Below are 22860 nucleotides of genomic sequence, written 5' to 3'. Positions count from 1 at the left end.
GCCGTCGATCGCTGTGCCCGCGCTCTCGCGGCCGCGACCGGCACGGGGAGAAACGCTTTTTCGGATGGCCGACCGCGAGTTCCTATGGTCTTCCCGGAGGGGACGCCGATCGCGGGAGTCGTCTCGCGGCTCGCCGGCCTCGGCTCTCGCCTCGCAGATCTTCCGGGAGCCGGCGTTCTGACGGTCATCGCGTCGGTCGCGGTCGGCGTCGTCGTCGCCAACTTCGTCGTCCGACTGATCGGCCGGCCGGTCGCGCGCCGCGTGTCGCGACAGAGCGTCGCGCAGACGATCGTTCGCGGGGTCCGGGTGGGGACGATCGGCGTCGCGCTGTTCATCGGTCTCAGCGCGGCCGGGTTCCAGTTCTCGGACCTCCTCCTCGGGACGGCGGTGTTCTCGGCGGTCATCGGTATCGTCCTCGCCCCGCTCGTCGGGAACTTCATCAACGGCGTGTTCATCCTCGCCGACCAGCCGTTCGAGATCGGCGACATGATCGAGCTGGAGGACGGGACGGCGGGGTTCGTCGAGGACATCACGATCCGGTACACGAAGATATTCACCCTCGATAACACCTTCCTCGTGGTGCCGAACGGGACGATGCGCGAGCGCGACGTCACGAACCTCTCGGCCGAGGACGAGCGCACCCGGCGGTCGATCGACGTCCTCGTCACCTACGAGAGCGACATCCCGGAGGCGCGCCGCCGCATCGAGCGCGCGGCGCGCGACTGCGAGGCCGTCATCGACGGCGGCCCCGACATCCGCATCGGCGTGGCGCGGTACATGGCGGGCCCCGACTGTCGGCTCCACGAGTTCGGCGACAACGGGATCCTCCTGCGGCTCCGCTACTGGGTGAAGAAGCCGTACAAGCTGGCGAAGGTCCAGTCGGACGTGAACACGAACATCCGCCAGCGGCTCGGGGATCCGGAGGCGAACGTCACGATGGCGTACCCGCACCGGCACCTCGTCTTCGACGACACCTCCGGCGTCGCGCGCGTCGAGTCCGGGTCCGGGACGCCGAACGGCGTCGACCCCGACGCGCCCGCGGCCGCCGCCCCGGATCTCAGCGACGACGCCGCCACGGACGCGGACCGACCCGGAAGCGACGCTTCCGCGCCGTCGAGCGGCGCCGGAACCCGACGCGACCGGGACGATCGGGGCAGTGGCGCGGCGGAACAGTGACCGGATCGGAAGCCTGATAGAGCGCCACCGGCGTTTGTACGCCAGTGAGCGACGAGCCCGCTGCCGACTCGGACGACCCCTCTGACGACGGTTCGCTCGACGGCCCACCCGACGACGGTTCGCCCGACGGCCCATCCGGCAACCCGTCGGACGGTCCGGTCGCCGGTCCGTCCGGTGGCCCCGGCGACGACGACGGTCCGCTCGACGACGAGTCGATCACCGAGGGGAGCCTCCTCCGGCCGCTGTTCCGCCTCGCGTGGCCGATCGTCGTCATCCAGCTGTTACAGGTGACGTACAACATCGTCGACACCCTCTACCTCGGCCGGCTCTCGGCTGAGGCCGTCGGCGCGATCAGCCTCGCGTTCCCGCTCATCTTCCTCCTGATCGCGGTCGCCGGCGGGTTCACGACGGCGGGCGCGATCCTCGTCGCGCAGTACACCGGCGCGGACGGCGAGGGGTCCGCCGGGCTCGTGGCCGGACAGACGATCTTCACCGTCTCGGTGCTGTCGGTGCTGATCGGTGTCGGCGGCTACTTCTACACCCGGCCGGCGCTCGAGATCCTCCCGAGCGACGCGGACACCGCGGCGACGGTGATCCCGCTCGCGGCCGACTACATGGAGGTCATCTTCGCGGGTATCCCCCTGATGTTCGGCTTCTTCGTCTTCTCGGCGCTGATGCGCGGCTACGGCGACACGCGGACGCCGATGGCGGTCATGTTCGTCTCCGTCCTCCTGAACGTCCTGCTCGACCCGTTCTTCATCTTCGGGTTCGAGGGGAACCCGCTGTTCGGGTGGCTCGCCGCGGTGCCCGGCCTCGGCGCGCTCGACCCGGTCGCGCTGGAGGCGACCCTGCTCTCGGCGACGGGGATCACCGGGATCGGCATTCAGGGCGCCGCGCTCGCGACGATCCTCTCCCGGGGCGTCGCGACCGCCATCGGGCTCTGGATCCTCTTCGGGACGGGCTACGGTCCAGACGTGACGTTCGGCCACCTCGTCCCGGACCTCGATTTCATCCGCGACATCTTCCGGCTCGGGCTCCCCTCCAGCGTCGAGCAGACGACGAGCGCGATGGCGATGATCACGCTCACGGCGATGATCGTCACGTTCTCGCCGCCCGTCGTCGCGGCGTACGGGCTCGGGAACCGTCTCATCTCGCTCGTCTTCCTGCCCGCGATGGGGCTCGGCCGCGCCATCGACACGATGGTCGGGCAGAACCTCGGCGCGAACCGCGCCGACCGGGCCGCCAAGGCGGTGAAGTTCGCCGCCACGACCGGCGCGGGCGTGATGTTCCTCGTCGCGGTCGTCGCCGTCGCGTTCACCGAGCCGATCGTGGGCGCGTTCCTCGGCGACGTGCCGGACGCGCCGGCGACCATCTCCTACGCGGTCGAGTACGTCCGGATCCGGTCCGTCGAGTTCGCCTTCATCGGCGTCTCGCAGGTAATCCTCGGCGCGTTCCGCGGCGCGGGCAACACCAAGACGGCGATGGTCATCTCGATCGTCACGCTGTGGGTCGGCCGGGTCGCGAGCGTGGCGTACCTCGTGTTCGTCGCCGACTGGGGAGAGACCGGCGTCTGGGTCGGCATGGCGCTCGGAAACGTCCTCGGCGCGATCGTCGGGGTCGCGTGGTTCTCGCGGGGCACGTGGACCGAGCGGTACATCGACGACCCTGACCCCGGCGTCGACCCGGTGGGCGACGACTGACGCCCCGGATCAGTTGCGATCCGTCACAAGAGATATATTCCGGCCCAATCGCGCTCGATACAGGGGTAGTAGTCTATCGGCGCTTCAGTAGCATAGAAATGAGCATAAGCGCCGCAAAGACGATTGTGAAGCCCATCACTCCGACTCCGAAAACGTAGTACGGGTTCGTAAAATCGGGACTGTTGAGGAACAGATAGAGGCAAAAACTCGAACCCATCAAGACAATTATCGCAGACTGAATACTCGGATTATACCAGTCTTCAAGCGATTCCCGAACAGTCCCATACATATCAGAATGATAACTCCAATACAGTATATCGTTTGCGGTCGGTAAAACTCCGATAAGTTCGCACACGGTCTCACCCCGCTCCGCCTGAATCTCATCCGGGCCATCGCCGAGGAAGCTCCCGAAAGCATGCGCGAAGCGGCGCGGCTCGTCGAGAGAGACGTATCCGACGTCCACTCTGACCTGAAGCAGCTGGCAGTCCTGGGTATCCTTCCGCTCGAAGAGGGCGGCCCCGGCGGCGCGATACAACCGGTCGTCCCGTTCGACCGCATCGAAGTCCACATCGATTACCCGCTCATCGATGACGGCGATGCCGACAGCGCCCCCGCGAGTGCGTAGTCGGTTCGTCTCAAGCCGGGAGGTTTCTCAGCGATCAATTCGACTCTTCAGCGACCAGCCGTTTCGGGCGAATGTACGTCTGAAGATGGGCTTTCAACGGATCCGGCGCTCCGATAACCGATCGCCTGTGCGCTCAGTGCCTGAACAGGTACACCGCATCGTCGTCGCGGAGCAGACAGAACCGGGCGCCGTCGTTCTCGGGGAACGTCGTCCCCGCCTGTCGGGTGACGAACAGCCGCGAGAAGACGTCGTCGCACACCGGACACGCCATCTCCTCGCGGTTCTCCCAGAGGCTCGTCGCGCCCGAATGGCGGAGCTGCTTCAGTTCGTGGCGGTGGTCGTGGACGTCGAAGCCGGTCATACGGGGGGGTTCGGCGGAAGGGTGTTGAACGTGTCCACGCGAGTCTCAGTTCGGAGAACGGGCGGGACCCGAGGGGCGCGCCCGGTCAGTTCCCGAGCCGCATCGGCTGCGCCTCGCCGTAGGTGAGCGTGCGCCACACCCACTCGACGGGACCGAACCGGAAGTACCGGAGCCAGAGCACCGAGAGGACGACCTGGACCGCCCAGATCCCGACGACGATCCCCATCGCCTCGACCCGGCTGACGTAGCCGAACAGCCCGAGCCCGTGCCCGTAGAAGATCGTCGTCGCGATCACCGTCTGGAGGAGGTAGTTCGTGAACGCGGTCCGGCCGACCGCGGCGAGCGCGCGGGTGACGATCCCCTCGCCGCGCCACCGGACGAACAGGGTGATCAGTCCGACGTAGCCGCCGGCGACGAGGAGGCTCCCGACGTAGTTGAACTGCCGCCAGTACAGCGCGGCGCCCGCGCTCCAGTCGTTCGCCTCGATGTAGGCGACGCCGGCGACGACGATGCCGACGCCGACGACCCCGCCCGCGACGAGCCGCCGGTAGAACGCCGTCGATCGCTCGCCGGTCAGCACGCCGCGCTTGTACAGCGCCATGCCGAGGAGCATGACGCCGCCGACCCGCCAGAAGCTCGACCCGATGAACCCGCTCGTCTGTCGCTGGAACGAGGAGTCGACACGGTGGCTCATCTGGTCGAGCCAGCCGCCGCGGTAGGCGGCTACCTCCTGTCGGATCGCGGCCTCCGCGGGCAGCCACTGCCCGGCGAGCGCCTCGCCGCCGATCGAGACCGCGGCGAACAGCTCGATCGCGGGGATGAAGAGCAGGAATACTCCGGCGAGCCCGGCGAGCCGGCGCGCGTCGAGGTCGCGGACGAAGAGGAGGAAGATACCCGTGAACCCGTACGCGACGAGGATATCCCCGTACCAAAGCAGGTAGGCGTGGAGGAGTCCGACCGCGATCAGCACCGCGGTCCGCCGGAGGTGGAGGCGGACGGCGTCTTGTCCCTTCTCTTCTTTACTCTCGATGAACATGAGGACGCCCGCGCCGAACAGCGCCGAGAAGATGGTGATGAACTTCGACTGCGCGAACACGTGGCCGAGGAACCACGTCCAGTAGTTGAGCCCGGAGAAGTCGCCGTACACGTTGGGGTTGAGCAGGGTCTGCTCCGGCATCGAGAAGACGCGGATGTTGATGACGAGGATGCCGAGCAGCGCGAACCCCCGGAGGGCGTCGAGGCTGGTGATCCGTTCGGAGGGCGGCGTGGGGCCGGGATCGCGGGTCACGAGTTGTCCGACGGAAGAGCGCCCAGCACCGAATAGGTTCCCATCGCGGAGGGGGTCACCGGGGGTCGGGGCGGGCAGCGTCGCTGATCGGGACCGCTACCCTCGACTGGCGCGGTCGGCTCTGTCGAAATCCGATCCGTCAGACAGGTCTCAGCTGAAACAGTCGGTCGATGAACGTGCTTCCTGATCGGGTGCGGGAGTAGGTGTAGTAGGTCGTGAGTGAGTCCATTTATAAATAGAATTGCGGAGTCGCTGTCGGCTATTTATAAGCGAGTGACGCTACTGCGGCGAGTTCCTCCAAAGCCCCAGCCGGCGAGGCGCGCGGAGGCTCGCTGTGCTCCTCGTCACTCGCGTTGCTCGTTCCTGCGGTGCTTACTTCGCCTCCGCGCGCCTCGCCGGCTGCCCCTTTGATTCCCGCCCCACACCGCACAGCACCACCGGAAGACGTTCCTGCTCGCTTCGCTGCGCGGGCTGCGTCTTCCGTGCTCTCGCTCACTCCCTTCGGTCGCTCGCGGGACCGCAGCCTCACACCTCCCCAGCCTCGCGGTTCGCGCTCTCCGAGCGCTCACCGCGTCCCTCGCGGGCTGGCTCGCGGCCTCCGCTTCGCTCCGGCCGCTCGCAGGCGCGCCACCGCNGGTTCGCGCTCTCCGAGCGCTCACCGCGTCCCTCGCGGGCTGGCTCGCGGCCTCCGCTTCGCTCCGGCCGCTCGCAGGCGCGCCACCGCCGGCTATTTATAAGCGAGAGTCGGTGTCGGTCGCGTCCGTTTACGTATCAAACTACCGCGACCGATCTACAGTACTCACTCCCGCTATCGCTCATCTCTCCCCCTATATTGAACGGAACTGGCTGCGAATATATCTCTTAAAGAGGATTTCAAACGGGCCGCTCAGTCCAGCCGGACCGCCGCGCCGGTCTCCGAGGACCGGTAGATCGCGTCGATGACCCGCTGGACGCGTAACCCCTCCTCGACGGTGTTGATCGCGGGCGCCTCGCCCGCGGCGACCGCTTCGAGGAACGTCGCCTGCTCGGCGGCGTGGCCGTCGCCCTCGCGCGTCTCGACCGTCGCGTCCGTGAGGTGGTGGCCGCCGCCGACGCCCGCCTCGTGGATCGTGAGGTCGTCGCTGCCGCGGTCGAGCGTCGCGCCCGCCTCGGTGCCGCGAACGACGAACTCGTCCGTCGCCGGTCGGTTCGTCGCCCACGCGACTTCCAGCGACACCGTGGAGCCGTCGGCCGCGCGGATGAACGCCGACGCGGAGTCGTCGACGTCGAACCCCTCCGGACCGGCGTCGTCGCCCCACATGTGGACGTACGCGTAGTCGTCGCGGCCGCCGAACTCCGAGCGCGTCTCCCCCGAGACCTCCACGACCTCGGGGTGATCGAGGAAGTAGAGGGCGAGATCGATCGCGTGGACGCCGATGTCGATGAGCGCGCCGCCGCCGGCGACGTCGGCCGACGTGAACCACGACCCGCGGCCGGGGACGCCCCGCCGCCGGACGTAGTTCGCCTCGACGTGGGTCGTCTCGCCGAACCGCCCCTCGTCCTGGTAGTGTTTGATCACCCGGACCGGCTCCGCGAACCGGTTGTTGAACCCCACCATACAGAATCCCTCGGCGTCGCGTGCGGCCTCGGCGATGCGCTCGGCGCTCTCGAGCGTGTGCGCCAGCGGCTTCTCCAAGAGGACGTCGAGGCCGGCCTCCAGCGCGGAGGTCGCGTACTCCTCGTGGAAGCGGTTCGGCGTGGTGATCAACACGGCGTCGCAGTCGTCGTAGAGGGCCGCCTCGTCCTCGTAGGCCGGGATGTCGAACTCCTCGTGGAACCGCGCCCGGGCGTCCGCGTCGATGTCCATCCCGGCGACGAGGTTCGCGTCGCGTTCGACCAGCTTCGTCGCGTGGTGGGACCCGATGCCGCCGAGGCCGACGATGCCGACGGCGACGTCGTTCGGATGCGTCATGGGCTGGATTCACAACGAGTGTTGTTAAGGCTCACGTCCGCCCGAACGCCGTGAACCCGACGCGTCGACCAAAGGGTCGCTCAGGCGACCGGGACGGCGGTGGCCGCGGTCACCGCGCCGTCGGCGAGCGTCGCCGCGACGTCGAGCGTCGCGGGCGCCATCGAGTCGACGAAGTCGAAGAGGCCGCCGAGCGACTCCGCGTTCTCGACGAGGCCGTCCCGCGCGTCCAAGAGCGCCCGGAACCGCTCCGGCTCGCGGGCGATCACGAAGCGACCGACGGACGCGCCGGTCCCGAGAAGCGCGAGGAGGGCGAGCGCTCGCGAGATCGCGAGCAGTTTCAACAGGACCGGCAGCGCCAGCGCCAGCGCCAGCGCGGCGACGACACCGGTAACGACCTCCCCGAGGGATCCGCCGTCGGCCAGATCGACGACGCCCGCCCCGGAGAGCAGGACGAAGCCGCCGACGAGGAGCGCCAGCGATCCCCACATGAACGCCGCCAGCAACCGGACCGGGCCGTCGTATCCGTTCCCGGCGTTGTCCGGAACGTCGTCGTGGACCCACGGGTTTCGCATACGGAGACTTCAGAACCAGCGCTGATATAGATCGCTTCAGATCTCCGAAACGCCGGGCGTGAAACGGAAGCTACTCGCCGGGACGCGCGCCCGTCATCCACTCGCTCGCCTGCGGTTCGGCCGGGTCGGTGACGACCTCGACGAGCGCCGGCCCGTCCCGGCCCCGAGCGCGCTCAACGGCGTCTCCGACCGCGTCGCGCTCGCTGACGCGCTCGGCCGGCAGGCCCATCCCCGACGCGACCGCGACGAGGTCGAGGCCGGTCTCCGCCCAGCCGTAGGCGCCCTCGGAGAACTCGTACGAGCGCGACGCCGCCTCGCTGATAATCGCGTAGTCGTCGTTGTTGAGCGCGACGACGGTCACGTCGATCCCCGCCGCAGCGAGGGTGTGGAGCTCGTGGACGCACATCATGAGCCCCCCGTCGCCGGTGAGGGCGACCACGTCGCGGTCCGGGTTCGCCAGCTTGGCGCCGATCGCCGAGGGGAGCCCGGTCCCCATCGTCGCCCACGAGCCGGGGTTGACGTACGACCGCGGTCCCGCGGCGGGGAAAGAGACGAGCGTCCACAGCCGGAACCCGCCCGCGTCGGCGGTGACGACCGCCTCCTCCGGGACCGCGTCGCGCACCGCCGAGAGGACCTCGACGGAGCGGAGCGGGCGGGAATCGCGGTCGTCGCGGTCGTCGCCGCTGACGCCGCCGTCGCCGTCGGTCGACGCCGACAGGGCCGCGAACCGCTCGCGGTCGGCGGCGCGGACCGACTCCGCGCGCTCGGCGCCGGAACGGTCGCGAGACGGCGCGCGCTCGTCGGCGAATTCCTCGTCGAGCGCGCGGAGGAAGCGGTCCGCGTCGGCGACGACGCCGAGGTCGGTCTCGTAGCCGAATCCCACGTCGTCGCCGTCGAGCGTGACGTGGACCAGCGTCTCCGGCATCGAGACGGACCACGAGGCGGTCGCGACCGCGTCGAGGTCGGAGCCGACGACGAGGCCGACGTCGGCGTCCGCGAGGAGGTCGCGGAGCTCCGCGCTCGCGCCGCCGCAGAGGACGCCGGCGGACAGCGGGTGCGACTCGGGGAGCGTCCCTTTTCCCTTATAAGTCGTCACGACCGGCGCGTCGAGGCCCTCCGCGACCGACCGGAGCGCGTCGCTGGCGCCCGAGCGCCTGACGCCGCCGCCGGCGAGGAGGACGGGAGCGCCCGCGTCTGCGAGCAGGTCTGCGGCCTCCGTGACCCCCTCGGCGGGCGGGGACGGCGGCGGGGACGGGTCGCGCTCGCCGACCGCCGGCTGGGGCGTGCGACCCGCGAGGACGTCCTTCGGGATCCCCACGCGGACCGGTCCCTGCGGGTGTTCGCGCGCGGTGCGGATCGCCTCGACGACGGCCGGGACCGCGCCCGCCGGCGAGTCGACGAGGACGTTCTCCTTGACGACCGTGTCGTACGTCTCGGGCGGCGTCTCGTGGATGCCGTCGCCGCCGCGGACCGACCGCTCCGTCTCGACCGCGAGGTGGAGCAGGGGGACGCAGTCGTTGAGGGCGTTCTTCAGCCCGTTCATCGCGTTCGTGTCGCCCGGGCCGGGGACGACGCAGGTGGCGGCCATTTCGCCCGGCTCGCTCGTCTCGGCGTACCCCCACGCCTGGTGCGGGACGGCGGTCTCGTGGCGGGCGACGACGAACCGCGCGTCGCGGTCGGCGAGCGCTCGGTTCAGCGGGAGGGTCTGCTTCCCGGGGATGCCGAAGACGGTGTCGACGCCGCGGTCGAGCATGGCGTCGACGACCGCCTCGGCGACGGTCGGGTGCGGGACGGCGTCCCTGTCGGTCGCGGGCGAGGACTTGTCAGCGTCCATGTCGCGAAGTCACCGGAGTGTGTGTTGAAAGCTTCGCCGGACGACGGCCCGCGGTGGGGTCCGTGCTGCCGGCGGGCGCGCGAAGGCAACGGCCGGGAGGCGCGACGACGCCCCGCGGTACATACACACTTATACTCGCGTGCGTTGTCATATGGTATGGATGCGCTTACCAGAGACGCGGGACCTGTTCGCGAGGAAGCTGGAGTTTCCGGCACCCCGAAGCGAGGTGCTGGAGACGGTCGGTGACACGGAGCTGTCGCCGCCGGGCGGGGAGTCGACGACTATCCGGGCGGTCATCGACCGGTCAGAGGTCGAGACGTTCGACTCGGCGGACGACCTCTACGACACGCTGATGATGCTCGTCGGGGCCCAGTTCATCGGGCGCCGGTACTACGACGACCGCGGCGGGATGTCGGGCGACGAGGAAAACGAGGTGAGCTTCTGATGTCCGTCACGCTCGTGTCGGGGGTCAACGGCGTCGGCCTCTCCAGCGTCTGTCAGGCGGTCAGGCGCGGGCTCGGAGACGGGTACAAGCTGATCAACTTCGGCGACGTGATGCTCGAACAGGCGGCGGCGATGGGAATCACGACCGAGCGGGCCCAGCTCGGCACGCTCTCGCAGACCGAGACGCGTCGCCTCCAGCGCCGCGCGGGCGAGTTCGTCGCCGAGGAGGCGGCGACGACGAACGTGATCCTCTCGACGCACCTCGCGGTCGAGGCGCAGACCGGATACGTCCAGGGGCTGCCGGTCGAAGTGCTCCAGGACGTCTCGCCCGACGCGTTCGTCCTCGTGGAGGCGGACCCGGCGACGATCCTCGAACGGCGACGGGAGAGCGACCGCGACCTCGACGGGATCACCGAACGCCAGATCGACTTCGAGCAGGACCTCAACCGGTCCGCGGCGCTCCAGTACGCGAGAGACCAGAACGCGCCCGTTCGGTTCGTCGAGAACGAGGGGGAGATCGAAGCAGCGGCCGAACGCCTGGCGGACTCGCTCTGACCGCCCGACTCGGGCCGACCCGCACCGCGGGCAGAGGGGGTCGCGTCGGGGGCTGAGGAGTCGCGTCGCGCGTCACTCCGCGACGTTCGTCTCGCGGACGCGGACGCCCTTCCGGCCGAGGTGGCGCATCTGGCGCTGGGCGAACTCCTCCTCGCTCGACCCGCGCGTCGCGAGGACGTAGACGAGCGCGGAGCCGGTCGGGCGCATCGTCCGGCCCGCGCGCTGAGAGCCCTGTCGCCGGGAGCCGCCGAGGCCGCTCGCGACGACCGCTAGCTCGGCGTTCGGGAGGTCGATCCCCTCGTCGCCGACCCGGGAGACGACGAGGACGTCGAGGTCGTCGGTTTCGGTGTCTTCAGCGTCGACGTCCGCCGCCCGGAACCGTCGGAACAGCTCCGCGCGCTCGCGGTGCGGCGTCTCGCCGCTGATGAACGGGGCGTCGAGCGCGTCGGCGATCTCTCGGCCGTGGTCGAGGTACTCGACGAAGACGAGCGCCTTCTTGTCGCGGTGGGCCGCGAGCAGGTAGCGGATCTCCTCGACCTTCGCGGGGTTCTCGGCCGCGAGCCGTCTGCGCTCGCGGCCGTCCGCGGCGGCGTACTCGTTGCGGGCCGTCTCGTCGCGCCACGGGACGTAGCGGATCTCGACCTCCGGCTCCTGAACGAAGCCGGCCTCGAAGAGTGAGTCCCAGTCGGCGCCGATCGGCTGGCCGATCAGGGTGTAGATCTCCTCCTCGCTGCCCGTTTCGCTGACGGGGGTCGCCGAAAGCCCGAGCCGGTGTTTGCTCTGGAGCTCGGCGGTGCGGGAGTAGACGGGGGCGCTGACGTGGTGAGCCTCGTCGAAGCAGATCAGCCCCCACTCGCGGGAGTCGAAGAGGCTGCGGTGGCGGTCCATCCCGGCGATCTGGTAGGTCGCGATCGTGACGGGGCGAACGTCCTTCGTGCCCCCGTGGTACAGCCCGATGTCGGCCGGGTCGACCGTCGAGTGGTCGAGCAGTTCCTCGCGCCACTGGTCGGCGAGCTCGCGTGAGGGGACCAAGATCAGCGTTTCGCCGCCGACCGCGGCGATCGTCGCGATCGCGGCGACCGTCTTCCCGGATCCGGGCGGCCCGACGTACACCCCCGACTTGCGGTCGAGGAACGTCTCGACCCACGTCGCCTGGTAGTCGCGGAGGTCCGTCGTGAGCTCGATCTCGACCGGGTCGCCGGTTTCGAGGTCGCGGTCGTCCTCGACCGGGTAGCCGGCGTCGTAGAGCGCGCGCTTCACCGCGGCGACTGCGTCCTCGTTGACCCACGCCTCGGTGTCGGAGATGGGCGCGCGGAGGTGGTCGTCGGCGAGGTGCTGGTCGGCGACGTTGCCCATCAGGCTCTCCGAGGCGGCTTCGAGGACCACGTAGCCGTCCGCGTGGGTGTACAACCGGAAGCGGTGCGCGCGGCGCCACTGGTCGCGCACCCAGTCTTCGAGGTGTTCGAACCGTCTCGGGAGGACGGAGCGCAGCGCCTCGACGAGCGCGTCGGCGGCGTCGAACGGCGCGGCCCACACGTCCTCCTGCCGGATCCGATAGAGGTAGCCGCGCGTGCCGGGCTCCGTGCCCGTGGTGTCGACGAGGTGCGCGAACTGCGAGAGCCGTGCGCGGGTGTACTGGGTTGGCCGGTCGACGACGATCTCGCGGCGCTCCGGGAAGACGACGACGCGCTCGCGGCTCGCCAGCGCGCCCCAGTCGCGCGGGTAGAAGACGACGGGGTCGGCCTCGACGTCGAGCCGGTCCACGTCGCCGCGGTCGACGAGCGCCGAGAGGGCGTCGCGGGCCGCGGCCTGTGTGGTTCCGATTCGGCGGGCGACCTCGCTCGCGGTCGCGACCGGGCGCTCCTCGGCTTCGAGCGCCTCGTGGAAGCGATCCAAGGAGAGATTGTCGGCGTCAGAGCTGTCGGGGTCGGGAGTCGCGTCGTCGGTGGGAGCGTCGCCTCCGGAATCTTCGCCGGCGTCATCGCCGGTGTCGTCGGTCATCACCGACGCTTCGACCGCGACGCGGAAATGAATAGCGTCACCGGGTGGGCGGTCCGGTCGGCCGGCGCTCGGCACAAAGCATATAGGGCGAATTCGAAAAACGCCCGGCCCCATGCTCGACGCTGAATTCGAAGTGTGTACCGAGTGCGGAAACCTCCACATGGAGGGCGGGGCCGGTCCCCGTGATGTCGCGGAGTGCGCGGTGTGCGGCGGCCGCGTGAGCGACGTCGAACTCGACGACATCATCGGATTATAACTCTCGACGGGCGTTCGGCCGAGTCGATGGCGTGTCCGAGACGGCGGCCCGGTCAGCCGTTTATAAATAGCTGCTACCGTTGACCCGGGAAACACCGCCAAAGCCCCAGTCGGGAGGCCGGCGCAGACGACGTCAGCACCGCAGCGAGTGAGCGGAGCGAACGAGCGAGGAGCGCAACGGGTGTGCGCCGACCTCCCGACTGCCCCTTTGAGTCCCGCCCCGCACCGCCCCGCACAGCTCCTCATACCTCCCCAGCCTCGCGGTTCGCGCTCTCCGAGCGCTCACCGCGTCCCTCGCGCGTGCTGGCTCGCGGGCCGGTGGCCCGCTCGCAGGCACGCGCCACCGCACAGCCGAGCCGTTCGCGAATCGCGTGACTACTCGGGGGTCGTTTATAAATAGCGCCGCCGGCTACCGACCCGGCGACCGCTGCCGACACCGCCGCGAGGTGATCCCCTCCTTCGAGCGGAACCGGCAGCCGCAGTCGGTACAGCGCACGAACGGCTCGCCCGACTCGGTTTCGAGGCGGTGCTGGCCCACCTCGAAGGGGCGAGTCACGGTCCGGGGGCGGATCCGGTCGGGGATCGGCGTCGACGCCGACTCGCTCAGGGCGGCGCGCACGGCGATGGTGTCGACGTCGACGCCGTCCCACCGCGAGGCTTCGAGGGCGGCCTCGCGGTCCGCGACCTCGGTCCAGCCGGTCACGACCACCGGGGAGTTCGTCTCCGTGTCGCTCACGACCACGACGAACCGGACGCCGCCCTCGACCAGCGCGAACCGCCAGCCGTCGGTGCTGTTCCACCGGAGCTGTCCCTCGCGGATCGCGTCGCTCACGGTGCGCGTCGAGACGTACCGGCCCGGCTGTTCGAGCCGCTCGCGGAAGTGGTCGGTGAGCGCGTACAGGGAGGGGTCGCGCACCGGCGGGTCCTCCGGCGTCCGGGCGGCGGCCGCCCCGCCGCGGCGCGAGTCGACCGATCGATACTCCGCGCGACGGTCGAGCCGGTCGGACCGACCGGCCCGTTGTCGGCGACGCGCGGGCGACTCCGGCGGGGGCCGAGGCCGGACGTCGTCCTCGCGGGTCGCGGCGGCCGTCGTGGAAGCGGTCCGACGCTCCGTCGATCCGGGTCCGAGGGGCTCCGCGTCCCCCGACCCGCCCTGTCGGGATGCCACTACGACACCGTATCGAGCGCGCTCTTAAGTGTGTTACGGCGACACAGGGAGGGCGGCCGGGGTAACCCCGAACTCGGGGATCGATTCGCACGCCTCGCCGTCCCCGTCCGCGTCGAGGTTGTGCGGGTCGTCAGGCGACCGGTCGAGGACCGCGTTCGCCTCCGCCCGCGTGTCGAAGTCGCCGCAGTCGTAGTCGCCGTCGTCCGGGAGCGGCGGGAGATCACCGTCGTCGACCTCGCTCGCCTCGGTCGGGTAGTCGGACTCGTCGAACGCCCAGAGCCCCGCCCCGCGCTCCCGCGCGTCCGCCTCGGCCGCGGCGTACGCGTCCCGCTTCGCGAACTCGGTGTCGTACAGCCGCGCGTACCCCTCCGTGAGCAGGCGCTCGTTGAAGTCCTCGCCGTCGACGTACAGCACAGCGAGCAGGCGGCCGTAGCTCCCGCGGCGGTCGCCGCCGGTGACGACCGTGACCTCCTCGCCGGCGAGCTCCGACTCCGCGAACGTCGACGCCTCGAGGCCCCACGCCCGGAGGTGCGCCCGGCCCTCGTCGGTGTCGGGGATCCCCTCGAACTCGTCGGGTGAGGTCGACTCCGCGCTCGTCTCGGGCGTGTCGACGCCGAGGAGCCTGACGGTGTCGACCTCGCCGTTCGGGAACTCGACCTCCATCGTGTCGCCGTCGACGACGCGCACGACGGTGCCGGTCCAGGCCGTGTCGTCCGGGTCGTTTGGGTCGACGCCGTCGGGGTCGTCGGGCGGCGGCGAGTTGAGGTCGGCAGGGGGGGGAGTCGGTGCCGACGTCCGGGACCGGCGCGCCGGCGCAGCCGGCGAGCACGACGAGGAGGACGACCGCGATCGGCCGCCAGCGAACGCTCATACTCACGCGTGGCCGGGAGCCGTGAAAAGTCGGGTGGTGGCGGCCTTGCCTTCACGCTCGGCCGCGATCGAGCGGTTTCGCTGTTACTTTTCAGCGCCTAATATTCTCGGTTCTGTTGTGAACCACTTCTAGAGTTACAGTTCATTCAATCCCTAATGATGTCTCGTCGGGTTCTGATTGAGTAAATATCCACATAGCTCCTGAAGCAAACAGTCCCACATAACTCATCAGCGCAGCGCTTAGCCCGTATGTGATGAGTTCACCACCAGAAATTGGGAGTTGATAGTAGCCACCAGTCTGAAAAACACCGACGAGCGTCACAGCGGTCCCTAATATTGCGGCAAGTATGGATACAGCTGCTGTTTGGACATGTGTCTGACTTCGCCATTCGGAAAGCGTCATCTCAGACGACTTCGGTTCAACCTCAACATCTGGTGGAATAGGCCAGCTTGACTCAGGACGATCGAGCCAGTAAATCTTCCCGTTGTTGACCTCTTGAAGCTGTAGTACGTCCCTCTCATTCAGTTCTTTTAGTCGAGTCCGTACAGTGTCATCACTAACCGATCCTCCGAGGGCAGCGTGCATCTGAGAAACATTATAGAACGGTCGGTCACCAAATTCAAACTCCTCAGCAACTCGTTTCTGTGTCAGGTCTTTATTGTAATTTGGTTCCTCAATTCTGGAGGAGATCCAATCTGGTAATTCATCCTGTTCACTCTCCATAGAGCAAAAACAGCACGGGAGGTCAAAACTTTCCTCCCATTCTACATTCGTCGAAGTAGGTTCCCGAATTGTAGAACCGGATTCCTCGTTTGTCGAACTAAAGAGTTTCAGCCTGTTATAACGGCTCTTACGCCGTTGTAGGTGTTGATGCATTCCAACAGCATCAACATGAGCAGACGAAAGGTGACTAGTGATGACAATTAGTGCCGAAGCACTGCTGGGGTGTCTGGTATTCGTCCTCTTCAGCGTGCTATGGATTTACTTCCGTGGTCTGTCTCCGACAGGATTTTCGGCACAAGCGAACCTCGTAGCGTTCCTGTCGGCTTCAATCGCTGGTGTCGCTGTTTACGTCAACGCAAAATAATACTGGACAGCATACACCACATTCAAACTCTATTTATTCACTCACTTGAGATCAGATAGTTCTTTAATTGCTCAATTTCTTGCTATAATTCTTCAATTTCTCTTTAGAGCGCCTGTTGCTCCAGTTCGGCCTCGATGTACAGCGAGAGGTCCATCCCTCGCCGCGGTGACGCCGGCTCCAGATACTCAGCGGCGCCAACGTTGGCGCACATCATCCCCAGCACTTCGCCGAACGCCTGCTCCGCCTCCGGTCGAAGCATCCGCCGGAAATCCTCCAGTTCCTTCGCGCGCTGCTCAACAATCATCTGCTGCGTCCTACTTGGCGGCACACATGGACGGAGCGGGTGTTTAAATAAAGACATAAGCCATACCCGGTGAGTAAAAGTGAAACATGTCTCTCCAGTCCGCCTATCGCGAGGATCTGCGTGAATTGGTCGCCGCGATCGACGACCACGGGATCTTCCGTCCCGGTGAACGTGAAGCGTGGGACTAGGGGATCGAGCAGGCCGACGATATGAGCGAGCTGATGATGACGGGCGAGGCCCTACACGCGGCGATGGTTGACCGGGACGGCGTTGACAAGGTCGTCAGCGAGCATACTGAAGAGCGGACGCAGGCATTCGTCTAATCAAATAGTCCGTCGTCCACGATCTCCGTCTTAGCGTCTTCGGGCATCAGTTCGTTCAGGTCTTCTTCCATTGATCTAGGGATGTTTCCTTCAAGTAGAAGGTACTCGTCGCCCCACTCTTCGTTAGTGACAGCACATCCGTCTACGTCACCGACGAGATTATACACTGAGCTTTTCACACGTTCTATTTCGAATCCCTGAGCCAAGTAGGGAATCTGAATCTCGAATTTTAGATCCCTACTTGCGGGATCTCGACCACAAAGAGCTGAATCGTAATTGTCCCAGTGATCTATAAAGTGGAAGTACAACTCCTCAATACTGGATCTCTGTCCCTGATCGTTAATACCCGGCGTAAGCTCAAAACAGATAATATCCTGTGTACTACCAGATACGTGGCAAGTTTTCAACCCCTTCAGATTCTTACTCTTGTACTTGCCCTCACGGACCGGATTCTCGATTATTTTAATAATCTGTTTGCGATAGCTGTCAAAATATCCACCGCTTTTCAATTTGTCAACTTGCTCTTCGAATTTTTTGTCCCAATTGACATCCCACGGGGTGTCAGTCGGCAATTCCGACATCTAAGAGCTAAGGAGATTCTCTAAATCAGGGTCATCAACCGGGTCGCGATCGGGCTCGCCGATACGATTACGCATCTCAGGAGGCATGATGACCTCGTCGATATACTCTGCGAAGTCCATCTCCTCCTCTTGGTCAAAGTTCTGCCAAAGCCAAGAGTCCTTAGCGTGTTTGACAAGCTCGTCAGTGGACATCCGACGAGTCTCCTCATGGATGCGGCTGATGAGATATTCTTTTTTCGGCGAGAGATCTCCCCCATCCAGACTAGTGGCATACTGGCCGTCCTCCCGAATCTGGACTCTGCCCTCGGATTTCAGATCGTCCAAAGCCTTCCGCACTACCTCAGAGAACGGACCATACATATACGGGATGAAAGTAGCATCCGTCAATCGCTGGCCCGTTTTCTGAGCAGTGTATATCTCCCCGTAGAAGATTAATTTCTGTATCCGTTTCTCATAGAGTCCCTCATACCGCGAAAGGAACTCCACGATTATCTCCTTTAGCTCCTCCTGATCGTCCTCATCTAGACTCACCTGAGGATCGTCAGAGGGGTTACTGGGAGTCATGTCGTACAACACCTACTCAGCCCGGATGGGGCATAAACTTGGTGTAACTGGCCTATGAAATATCGACCGGAATAAACGCTCTAAAAACGTAATAGGGCCTATTAGCCGATCAAACCTCCAATATTCTAACAAATGAGTGTACGACACGCTTCCATAGTTGATCGAGCGGCGTCGGATACGGCGTCATATACTCGATCACGTCGTCAAGCGCGACCAGCAGACCGATGAACGCGAAGCCCGAGCCGGTCGCCGGGTAGTACGGCCAGATCGACGCGAAGCCGAACAGCGACAGCGCCACGCCCACATAGAAGTGGTTCGGCGCGACACCCGAGCTAATCTCTCGCCAGGAGTAAAGCCGCCAACCGCTCGCTGTCGCTCACAATTGTAGAAATCCAGTCCGCCCTCCCCGAATTGAACGGGGGACAAGTCGATCTACAGTCGACTGCTCTACCAAGCTGAGCTAAGGGCGGTTACCGAAACATAGCCGCCGGATTCGACTTAAGGGTTCCCTTTCAGAGCAGGTGTGATCCGCCGTACCGCGGCCCCGATCGCGGGACTCGAACGCCGCTCTCGTCGCGTCCGGACCGCCTCGCCGCGCGGCAGTTAAGTCGCTCGCGGCGGGAGCGGGGACATGGCCGACGGCGACGACAGACAGGCGACGTTCGGGTCGGACGGGAGCCTCGAAACCGAGACGACGCCGGACGCGACGGGCGAGAACGACTTCGGCGAGCAGAAGGAGGCCAACGAGACCGACGGCGGGTACAGCCGCTACGTCGTCTCCAGCCTCCTCCAGAAGGCGGTCCGGCGCTCCGACGAGGAGGTCGCCGCGTGGGCCGCGTGGGAGCTGGCCCGCTCCGGGTACGCCTGGAACCTCTGGGACCGGCTCAACCTCTACGTCGTCGAGGACCTCCGCGCCGGCGACGAGGTCGCGCTCCTGATCGAGCGCTACGAGGAGCTCGCCACCGAGCGCTGGGAGCCGGACGAATGGAAGGGGCGGCTCTGTGCGGTCCACGCCGCGCTCGCGGCGGCCCGCGCGCGCTCGACCCGCGAGGCGTCGAACGCGGACGCCTACTTCTCCGCGGTGGCCGAAATCCGGGCCGAGGCCCGCGAGCACGGCGAGGAGCCGGCACACGACTTCCCCGTCGGCGACCTCGAACCGGACGGCAAGTTCGACGCCGTCTTCGACGGCCACACCGGCGAGGGGTCGAAGCGCGGGCGCGGCACCCGCTTCTTCAAGACCCACGGCGCGCGCGTCGGCCCGGAGGGAGAAGACGAGCGGAGCGCGCGCTGGCAGCGCCTCGCGATGCTGCTCGACGAGGAGATCGAGTACGACGCCGACGAGCTCGACCGCGCCGTCGAACCGGTCGATCCCGAGGAGCCGTGGGGCGAGTCGGACGCGGACGGCGACGGGAACGACGACACCGGTTCGCTCGACGACTTCACCGAGTGACCGCGACCGACGAGGCCGGCAGCGGCCGCGACTCCAGCGTCGACGACCGCTCCGCCCTCGCCGATCCCCGCTTCCGCCAACGCTTATGAGCCGGGGCGCGTTACTTGGAATATGACAAACGTCGTAATCGTCGGCGGCGGACCCGCCGGCCTGAGCGCGGGACTGTTCGCGAGCAAGAACGGCCTCGACACCACTCTTTTCGACACGGACGGGACGTGGATGCACAAGGCGCACCTGTTCAACTATCTCGGCGTGGGCTCCGTCGGCGGCAGCGAATTCATGGCGACCGCACGCCAGCAGGTCGACGACTTCGGCGTCGACCGCCACCAGGGCGAGGAGGTCACCGGCGTCGACGCGGCCGGCGACGGCTTCACGGTCTCGACCGAGGAGGGCGAGTACGACGCCGACTACGTCGTCCTCGCGACGGGCGCGAACCGCGACCTCGCGGAGTCGCTCGGCTGCGAGTTCGACGACGACGACACCGTCAGCGTCGGCGTCTCGATGGAGACCAGCGTCGAGGGCGTCTACGCGACCGGCGCGATGGCCCGCGCCGAGGAGTGGCAAGCGGTCATCTCCGCGGGCGACGGCGCCGCCGCCGCGCTCAACATCCTCTCGAACGAGAAGGGCGAGCACTACCACGACTTCGACGTCCCCGACACCGCGGCGTCGGTGTTCGGCGACCTGATCGACGACGAGGAGTAACACCCCTTTTCGGCGCCTTCGAGGGCGCGCCGTCGGCTCGATTTTTCTTCTTCCGGTCAGCGACGCGACAGCCGGCGACGGACCGCGTCGAGGCCGCGCCGCGCCCGCCGTCCGATCCCCATCGCGGCGAACGCGGCGCGAACGAACCAGTCGGTCGGGATCCGGTCGGGGAATGTCAGCGGGCCGACCCGCGAGACCCCGACCGTTCGGGCCTCCGTGTACCGCTGAATCCCCTCACGCCCGTGTCGGCGGCCGAGCCCCGAGTCGCCGAACCCGCCCATCGGCGCGTCGTTTGCGCCCCACGTCGCGAGGAACGCGTCGTTGACGTTCACCGTGCCGCAGTCGATCTCGCGGGCGAGCTCCGCGCCGCGCTCGCGGTCCGCGGTCCAGACGCTCGCGTTGAGTCCGTACGGAGAGTCGTTGGCCGCGTCGACCGCGGCCGCCGCGTCGGGAACCGGCGTCACCGCGGCCACGGGGCCGAACGTCTCCTCGCACGCGACCGTCGCGTCCGGATCGACGCCGGTCAGGACCGTCGGCTCGTAGCAGTACGGCGCCACGTCCGGGCGGGCGCGCCCGCCGGTCTCCACGGTCGCGCCGCGCTCGCGCGCGTCCTCGACGTGCGATTCGACCCGAGCCAGCTGGTCGGCGTCGACGAGCGAGCCGAGGTCTGCGTCGTAGTCGTAGCCGGTCCCGAGCGTCAGCGCCTCGGTCTCGCGGACGAACGCGTCGAGGAACTCCTGATATGCGGACTCGACGACGTAGATCCGCTCGGCGGAGAGGCAGAGCTGGCCGGCGTTCGAGAAGCAGGCCTGGACCGCGCCGCGGGCGACCTCGTCGACGTCGGCGTCGGCGCACACGACGAGCGGGTTGTTGCCGCCGAGCTCCAGCGAGCAGCCGATCAGGTTCCGGCCCGCGCGCTCCGCGATCGTCCGCCCGACCGCCGTGCTTCCGGTGAACGCGACGTAGTCGACCGCGTCGATCAGCGGTGCCCCGATCGTCGGCCCCTCGCCGGTGACGACCTGGAAGAGGTCGTCGGGGAGGCCGGCGAGCTCCAGCAGCTCGGAGCACAGCAGCGCCCCGTACGGCGTCTTCTCGTCGGGCTTGAGCACGACCGCGTTGCCCGCGGCCAGCGCGGGGATCGCGTCGCCCATCGACAGCGTGAGCGGGTAGTTCCACGGCGAGATCACGCCGACGACGCCGACCGGCTCGCGCGTGACCGTCGCGGTCGTGATCCCGGGCGCGACGCCCCGGCGTCGCTCCTCGGCGAGCGCGTCGGGCGCCTCGCTCGCGACGTACGAGCAGCCGGTGGGCACGTCGAACAGCTCCTCGACCGCGGTCCGCCGGGACTTCCCGGTCTCGACCTGGAGGACGTCGAGCAGCTCCTCGCGGCGGTCCGCGACGAGCTCGCCGAACCGCTCGACGATCCGCGCGCGCTCCGCCGCCGGCGTCTCGGCCCACGCTTCTTGGGCCGCTCGGGCGCGCTCGACCGCGGCCGCGACGTCGTCCGCGCCGCAGGCCGGGACGCTCCCGATCCGCTCGTCTGTCGCCGGGGCGAACACGTCGATCGCGTCGGGATCGCCGCTCGGTCCGTCGCCGTCGTCCGCGGGCCGCGCTCGCGCCGCGCGGTCGGCGAGGCCGTCGAGTCGTCGCGCCGCGAGCGTCGGCGCGTCGCCGACCGCGGTGGGGGTATCCGTCGAGGACATCAGATACCGAACGGACGGTCGGCGGAGGGAAAGCGGTACCGGCGACTCGTCCCGTCGGGCCCGTTCGACGGGGCCGACTCACTCTCTGACGTCTGTTTCCCGCTCGGCGGAGACCGTCGCGACGGACTCACCCCCGACAGCCTCCGACGACGCGCCGTCCTCGGAGAGCATGTCGATCACCTCGAGCAGCAGCGACACGACGAGGGGACCGACGATGACGCCGACGGCGCCGAGCGTGAGGATGCCGCCGACGAAGCCGACGAAGTAGAGCCCGGGAGAGATCTTCCCGGCCCAGCCCGCGAGACGGGTCCGGATCACCGCGTCGGGGACGAACGCGACGACGACGAGCCCGATCACGAGCACGGCGACCGCCCGCGCGGTCTCCCCGACGAGGAGGTCGCCGGCCCCGAGCGCGACGACGAGGACGCTCGGGCCGACGACGGGGATGAACTGGAGGACCCCCGCGATGACGGCCAACAGGACCGGCGAGCCGTAGCCCAGCACCCGGAACACCGCGAGCGCCAGGACGAACGTCCCCGCCGCGGTCGCGGCCTGAAGCACGTAGATCGAGTACAGCGTCTCTCGCGTCCGCTTGTGGAGTCGAGCCGGGATGTCGTGGTACTCGGCCGGGACGACGCCGAAGACGGCCGTCCCGACCGCTCCCGGACGGTAGAGGATGCCGTACACGAGGAACGTGAACACGACGAGCTGTAAGACGAGCACCGGCGCCGCGCCGGCGACGGCGAGCGCGACGTCTCGGATGAACGCTTCGGCGGCCGCGACGAACGGCGCGATCTCGACGACCGTCTCGAAGCCGCCGAGGCTGATCGGGACGGCGTCGGGGATCCGTTCGAGGATCGCGATCAGCTGCGACCGGCGGCGGTACAGCGCGTACAGCAGCGGCGCCACGAGGAGGGTGGCGCCGAGGAAGGCGATCGCGGTGGTGGCGGCGCACGCGATCCGTCGCGAGAGCCCGTGGCTCACCAGTTGCTGGCGGACCGGGTAGAGGACGTACGCGACGGTGACCGCGAACACGACCGTCCGCAGCACCTCGGCCAGCACGGCCGCCGCGAGCGTCGCCAGAACGACGAGCAGCACCGCAAGCAGCCGTTGCCGGGTGAGAACCATGTGCCTGAGACACTATCGGCGAGCAAAGTCGTTGCGGTGGCCGCGGCGACCGCGAGTTGGTTCTTTTAAATCTCTGCGACCGGCGGCGACAATTGCTTATAAAGAACAATGCGGTCGGCGCGTGCCTCCGAGTGGCCGCCGGAGGCGGCCGCGAGGAGCACGCGCGAGGGAGTCAGTCGCCGGAGCGAAGCGGCGGCGACTGACGAGGCTGGGGAGG

22 protein-coding genes, 1 tRNA gene and 1 pseudogene are annotated in these 22860 nt (G+C 67.6%); 8 read left to right on the top strand and 16 right to left on the bottom strand.

The features are described from left to right. Window positions 1-84 precede the first annotated feature (84 nt). The 3 genes and pseudogenes from C470_RS14765 to C470_RS14750 all read left to right on the top strand — a co-directional run. Window positions 85-1176: a mechanosensitive ion channel family protein gene (locus C470_RS14765; RefSeq protein ID WP_007346046.1), complete on the top strand. Its 1092-nt coding sequence runs from the start codon at window positions 85-87 to the stop codon at window positions 1174-1176. 44 nt (window positions 1177-1220) lie between these two features. Next, window positions 1221-2876, top strand: coding sequence for an MATE family efflux transporter (locus C470_RS14760; protein ID WP_008368269.1), 1656 nt, complete (start codon window positions 1221-1223; stop codon window positions 2874-2876). 340 nt (window positions 2877-3216) lie between these two features. Then, window positions 3217-3501, top strand: a pseudogene (locus C470_RS14750) (HVO_A0114 family putative DNA-binding protein); the annotation flags it as partial. Between the two features lie 133 nt (window positions 3502-3634). On the opposite strand, the gene C470_RS14745 reads toward C470_RS14750, so the two are convergent. The 5 genes from C470_RS14745 to C470_RS14725 all read right to left on the bottom strand — a co-directional run bounded on the left by C470_RS14745 (window position 3635) and on the right by C470_RS14725 (window position 9507). Then, window positions 3635-3862: a DUF7385 family protein gene (locus C470_RS14745; RefSeq protein ID WP_008368264.1), complete on the bottom strand. Its 228-nt coding sequence runs from the start codon at window positions 3860-3862 to the stop codon at window positions 3635-3637. An 85-nt stretch (window positions 3863-3947) separates the two neighbouring features. Further along, window positions 3948-5150 (bottom strand): DUF418 domain-containing protein, encoded by a 1203-nt coding sequence (locus C470_RS14740; RefSeq protein WP_008368263.1) that lies wholly within the window; start codon window positions 5148-5150, stop codon window positions 3948-3950. 886 nt (window positions 5151-6036) lie between these two features. Continuing rightward, entirely contained in the window at window positions 6037-7101 is a 1065-nt protein-coding gene (locus tag C470_RS14735) for a Gfo/Idh/MocA family protein (RefSeq protein ID WP_007346040.1), read from the bottom strand. 80 nt (window positions 7102-7181) lie between these two features. After that, entirely contained in the window at window positions 7182-7673 is a 492-nt protein-coding gene (locus C470_RS14730; protein ID WP_004598457.1) for a hypothetical protein, read from the bottom strand. A gap of 70 nt (window positions 7674-7743) precedes the next feature. Further along, the gene (locus C470_RS14725) at window positions 7744-9507 is read right to left on the bottom strand and encodes a thiamine pyrophosphate-binding protein (protein WP_008368260.1); all 1764 of its coding nucleotides are present in this window, start codon (window positions 9505-9507) and stop codon (window positions 7744-7746) included. Window positions 9508-9667: 160 nt separating this feature from the next. On the opposite strand from C470_RS14725, the gene C470_RS14720 reads away from it, so the two are divergent. Both C470_RS14720 and C470_RS14715 read left to right on the top strand, forming a co-directional pair. Continuing rightward, a complete protein-coding gene (locus C470_RS14720) occupies window positions 9668-9952 on the top strand; it encodes a DUF5789 family protein (RefSeq protein ID WP_004598455.1) in 285 nt (94 codons plus the stop codon). Continuing rightward, on the top strand, window positions 9952-10506 hold the full coding sequence (locus C470_RS14715) for an adenylate kinase (RefSeq protein WP_004598454.1): 555 nt from the start codon (window positions 9952-9954) through the stop codon (window positions 10504-10506). Before C470_RS14720 ends, C470_RS14715 begins: the two co-directional genes overlap by 1 nt. 72 nt (window positions 10507-10578) lie before the next feature. Here C470_RS14715 and C470_RS14710 read toward each other — a convergent pair whose 3' ends face one another. Beyond that, window positions 10579-12507, bottom strand: a complete 1929-nt coding sequence (locus C470_RS14710) for a DEAD/DEAH box helicase family protein (protein ID WP_008368258.1) — start codon at window positions 12505-12507, stop codon at window positions 10579-10581. A gap of 112 nt (window positions 12508-12619) precedes the next feature. On the opposite strand from C470_RS14710, the gene C470_RS16200 reads away from it, so the two are divergent. Continuing rightward, window positions 12620-12763, top strand: a complete 144-nt coding sequence (locus C470_RS16200) for a hypothetical protein (RefSeq protein WP_004598452.1) — start codon at window positions 12620-12622, stop codon at window positions 12761-12763. A gap of 408 nt (window positions 12764-13171) precedes the next feature. On the opposite strand, the gene C470_RS14705 is transcribed toward C470_RS16200, so the two are convergent. The 8 genes from C470_RS14705 to C470_RS14675 all read right to left on the bottom strand — a co-directional run bounded on the left by C470_RS14705 (window position 13172) and on the right by C470_RS14675 (window position 18130). Continuing rightward, window positions 13172-13930: a hypothetical protein gene (locus tag C470_RS14705; RefSeq protein ID WP_008368255.1), complete on the bottom strand. Its 759-nt coding sequence runs from the start codon at window positions 13928-13930 to the stop codon at window positions 13172-13174. A 33-nt stretch (window positions 13931-13963) separates the two neighbouring features. Then, window positions 13964-14617, bottom strand: coding sequence for a thermonuclease family protein (locus tag C470_RS14700; RefSeq protein ID WP_008368253.1), 654 nt, complete (start codon window positions 14615-14617; stop codon window positions 13964-13966). Window positions 14618-14942: 325 nt separating this feature from the next. Further along, window positions 14943-15524 carry a hypothetical protein gene (locus tag C470_RS15480; protein ID WP_008368252.1) on the bottom strand — a complete coding sequence of 194 codons (582 nt, stop codon included), beginning with the start codon at window positions 15522-15524 and terminating at the stop codon, window positions 14943-14945. Window positions 15525-15991: 467 nt separating this feature from the next. Continuing rightward, window positions 15992-16192 carry a hypothetical protein gene (locus C470_RS14695; protein ID WP_008368250.1) on the bottom strand — a complete coding sequence of 67 codons (201 nt, stop codon included), beginning with the start codon at window positions 16190-16192 and terminating at the stop codon, window positions 15992-15994. A 319-nt stretch (window positions 16193-16511) separates the two neighbouring features. Beyond that, window positions 16512-17096 (bottom strand): hypothetical protein, encoded by a 585-nt coding sequence (locus C470_RS15870; RefSeq protein ID WP_152418692.1) that lies wholly within the window; start codon window positions 17094-17096, stop codon window positions 16512-16514. Continuing rightward, window positions 17097-17660, bottom strand: a complete 564-nt coding sequence (locus C470_RS14685; protein WP_152418691.1) for a type II toxin-antitoxin system antitoxin SocA domain-containing protein — start codon at window positions 17658-17660, stop codon at window positions 17097-17099. It abuts the gene before it with no gap. Window positions 17661-17769: 109 nt separating this feature from the next. Then, window positions 17770-17958, bottom strand: coding sequence for a hypothetical protein (locus C470_RS14680; protein ID WP_008368247.1), 189 nt, complete (start codon window positions 17956-17958; stop codon window positions 17770-17772). 98 nt (window positions 17959-18056) lie between these two features. Beyond that, window positions 18057-18130, bottom strand: a tRNA-Tyr gene (locus C470_RS14675). A 161-nt stretch (window positions 18131-18291) separates the two neighbouring features. Here C470_RS14675 and C470_RS14670 point away from each other — a divergent pair. Together C470_RS14670 and C470_RS14665 are read left to right on the top strand one after the other, a co-directional pair. Further along, window positions 18292-19110: a hypothetical protein gene (locus C470_RS14670; RefSeq protein ID WP_008368246.1), complete on the top strand. Its 819-nt coding sequence runs from the start codon at window positions 18292-18294 to the stop codon at window positions 19108-19110. A 111-nt stretch (window positions 19111-19221) separates the two neighbouring features. Continuing rightward, complete coding sequence (locus C470_RS14665) at window positions 19222-19812, top strand: NAD(P)/FAD-dependent oxidoreductase (protein WP_008368245.1); 591 nt, start codon at window positions 19222-19224, stop codon at window positions 19810-19812. 56 nt (window positions 19813-19868) lie between these two features. On the opposite strand, the gene C470_RS14660 is transcribed toward C470_RS14665, so the two are convergent. Both C470_RS14660 and C470_RS14655 read right to left on the bottom strand, forming a co-directional pair. Then, window positions 19869-21515 (bottom strand): succinic semialdehyde dehydrogenase, encoded by a 1647-nt coding sequence (locus tag C470_RS14660; protein ID WP_008368244.1) that lies wholly within the window; start codon window positions 21513-21515, stop codon window positions 19869-19871. A 78-nt stretch (window positions 21516-21593) separates the two neighbouring features. Further along, the gene (locus tag C470_RS14655) at window positions 21594-22643 is read right to left on the bottom strand and encodes an AI-2E family transporter (protein WP_049908778.1); all 1050 of its coding nucleotides are present in this window, start codon (window positions 22641-22643) and stop codon (window positions 21594-21596) included. Window positions 22644-22860 lie beyond the last annotated feature (217 nt).

The sequence above is a fragment of the Halorubrum distributum JCM 13561 genome, from assembly GCF_000337395.1.
In the GTDB taxonomy this organism is placed as follows: domain Archaea; phylum Halobacteriota; class Halobacteria; order Halobacteriales; family Haloferacaceae; genus Halorubrum; species Halorubrum distributum.
This window is presented reverse-complemented; position numbering and strand designations above follow the sequence as displayed.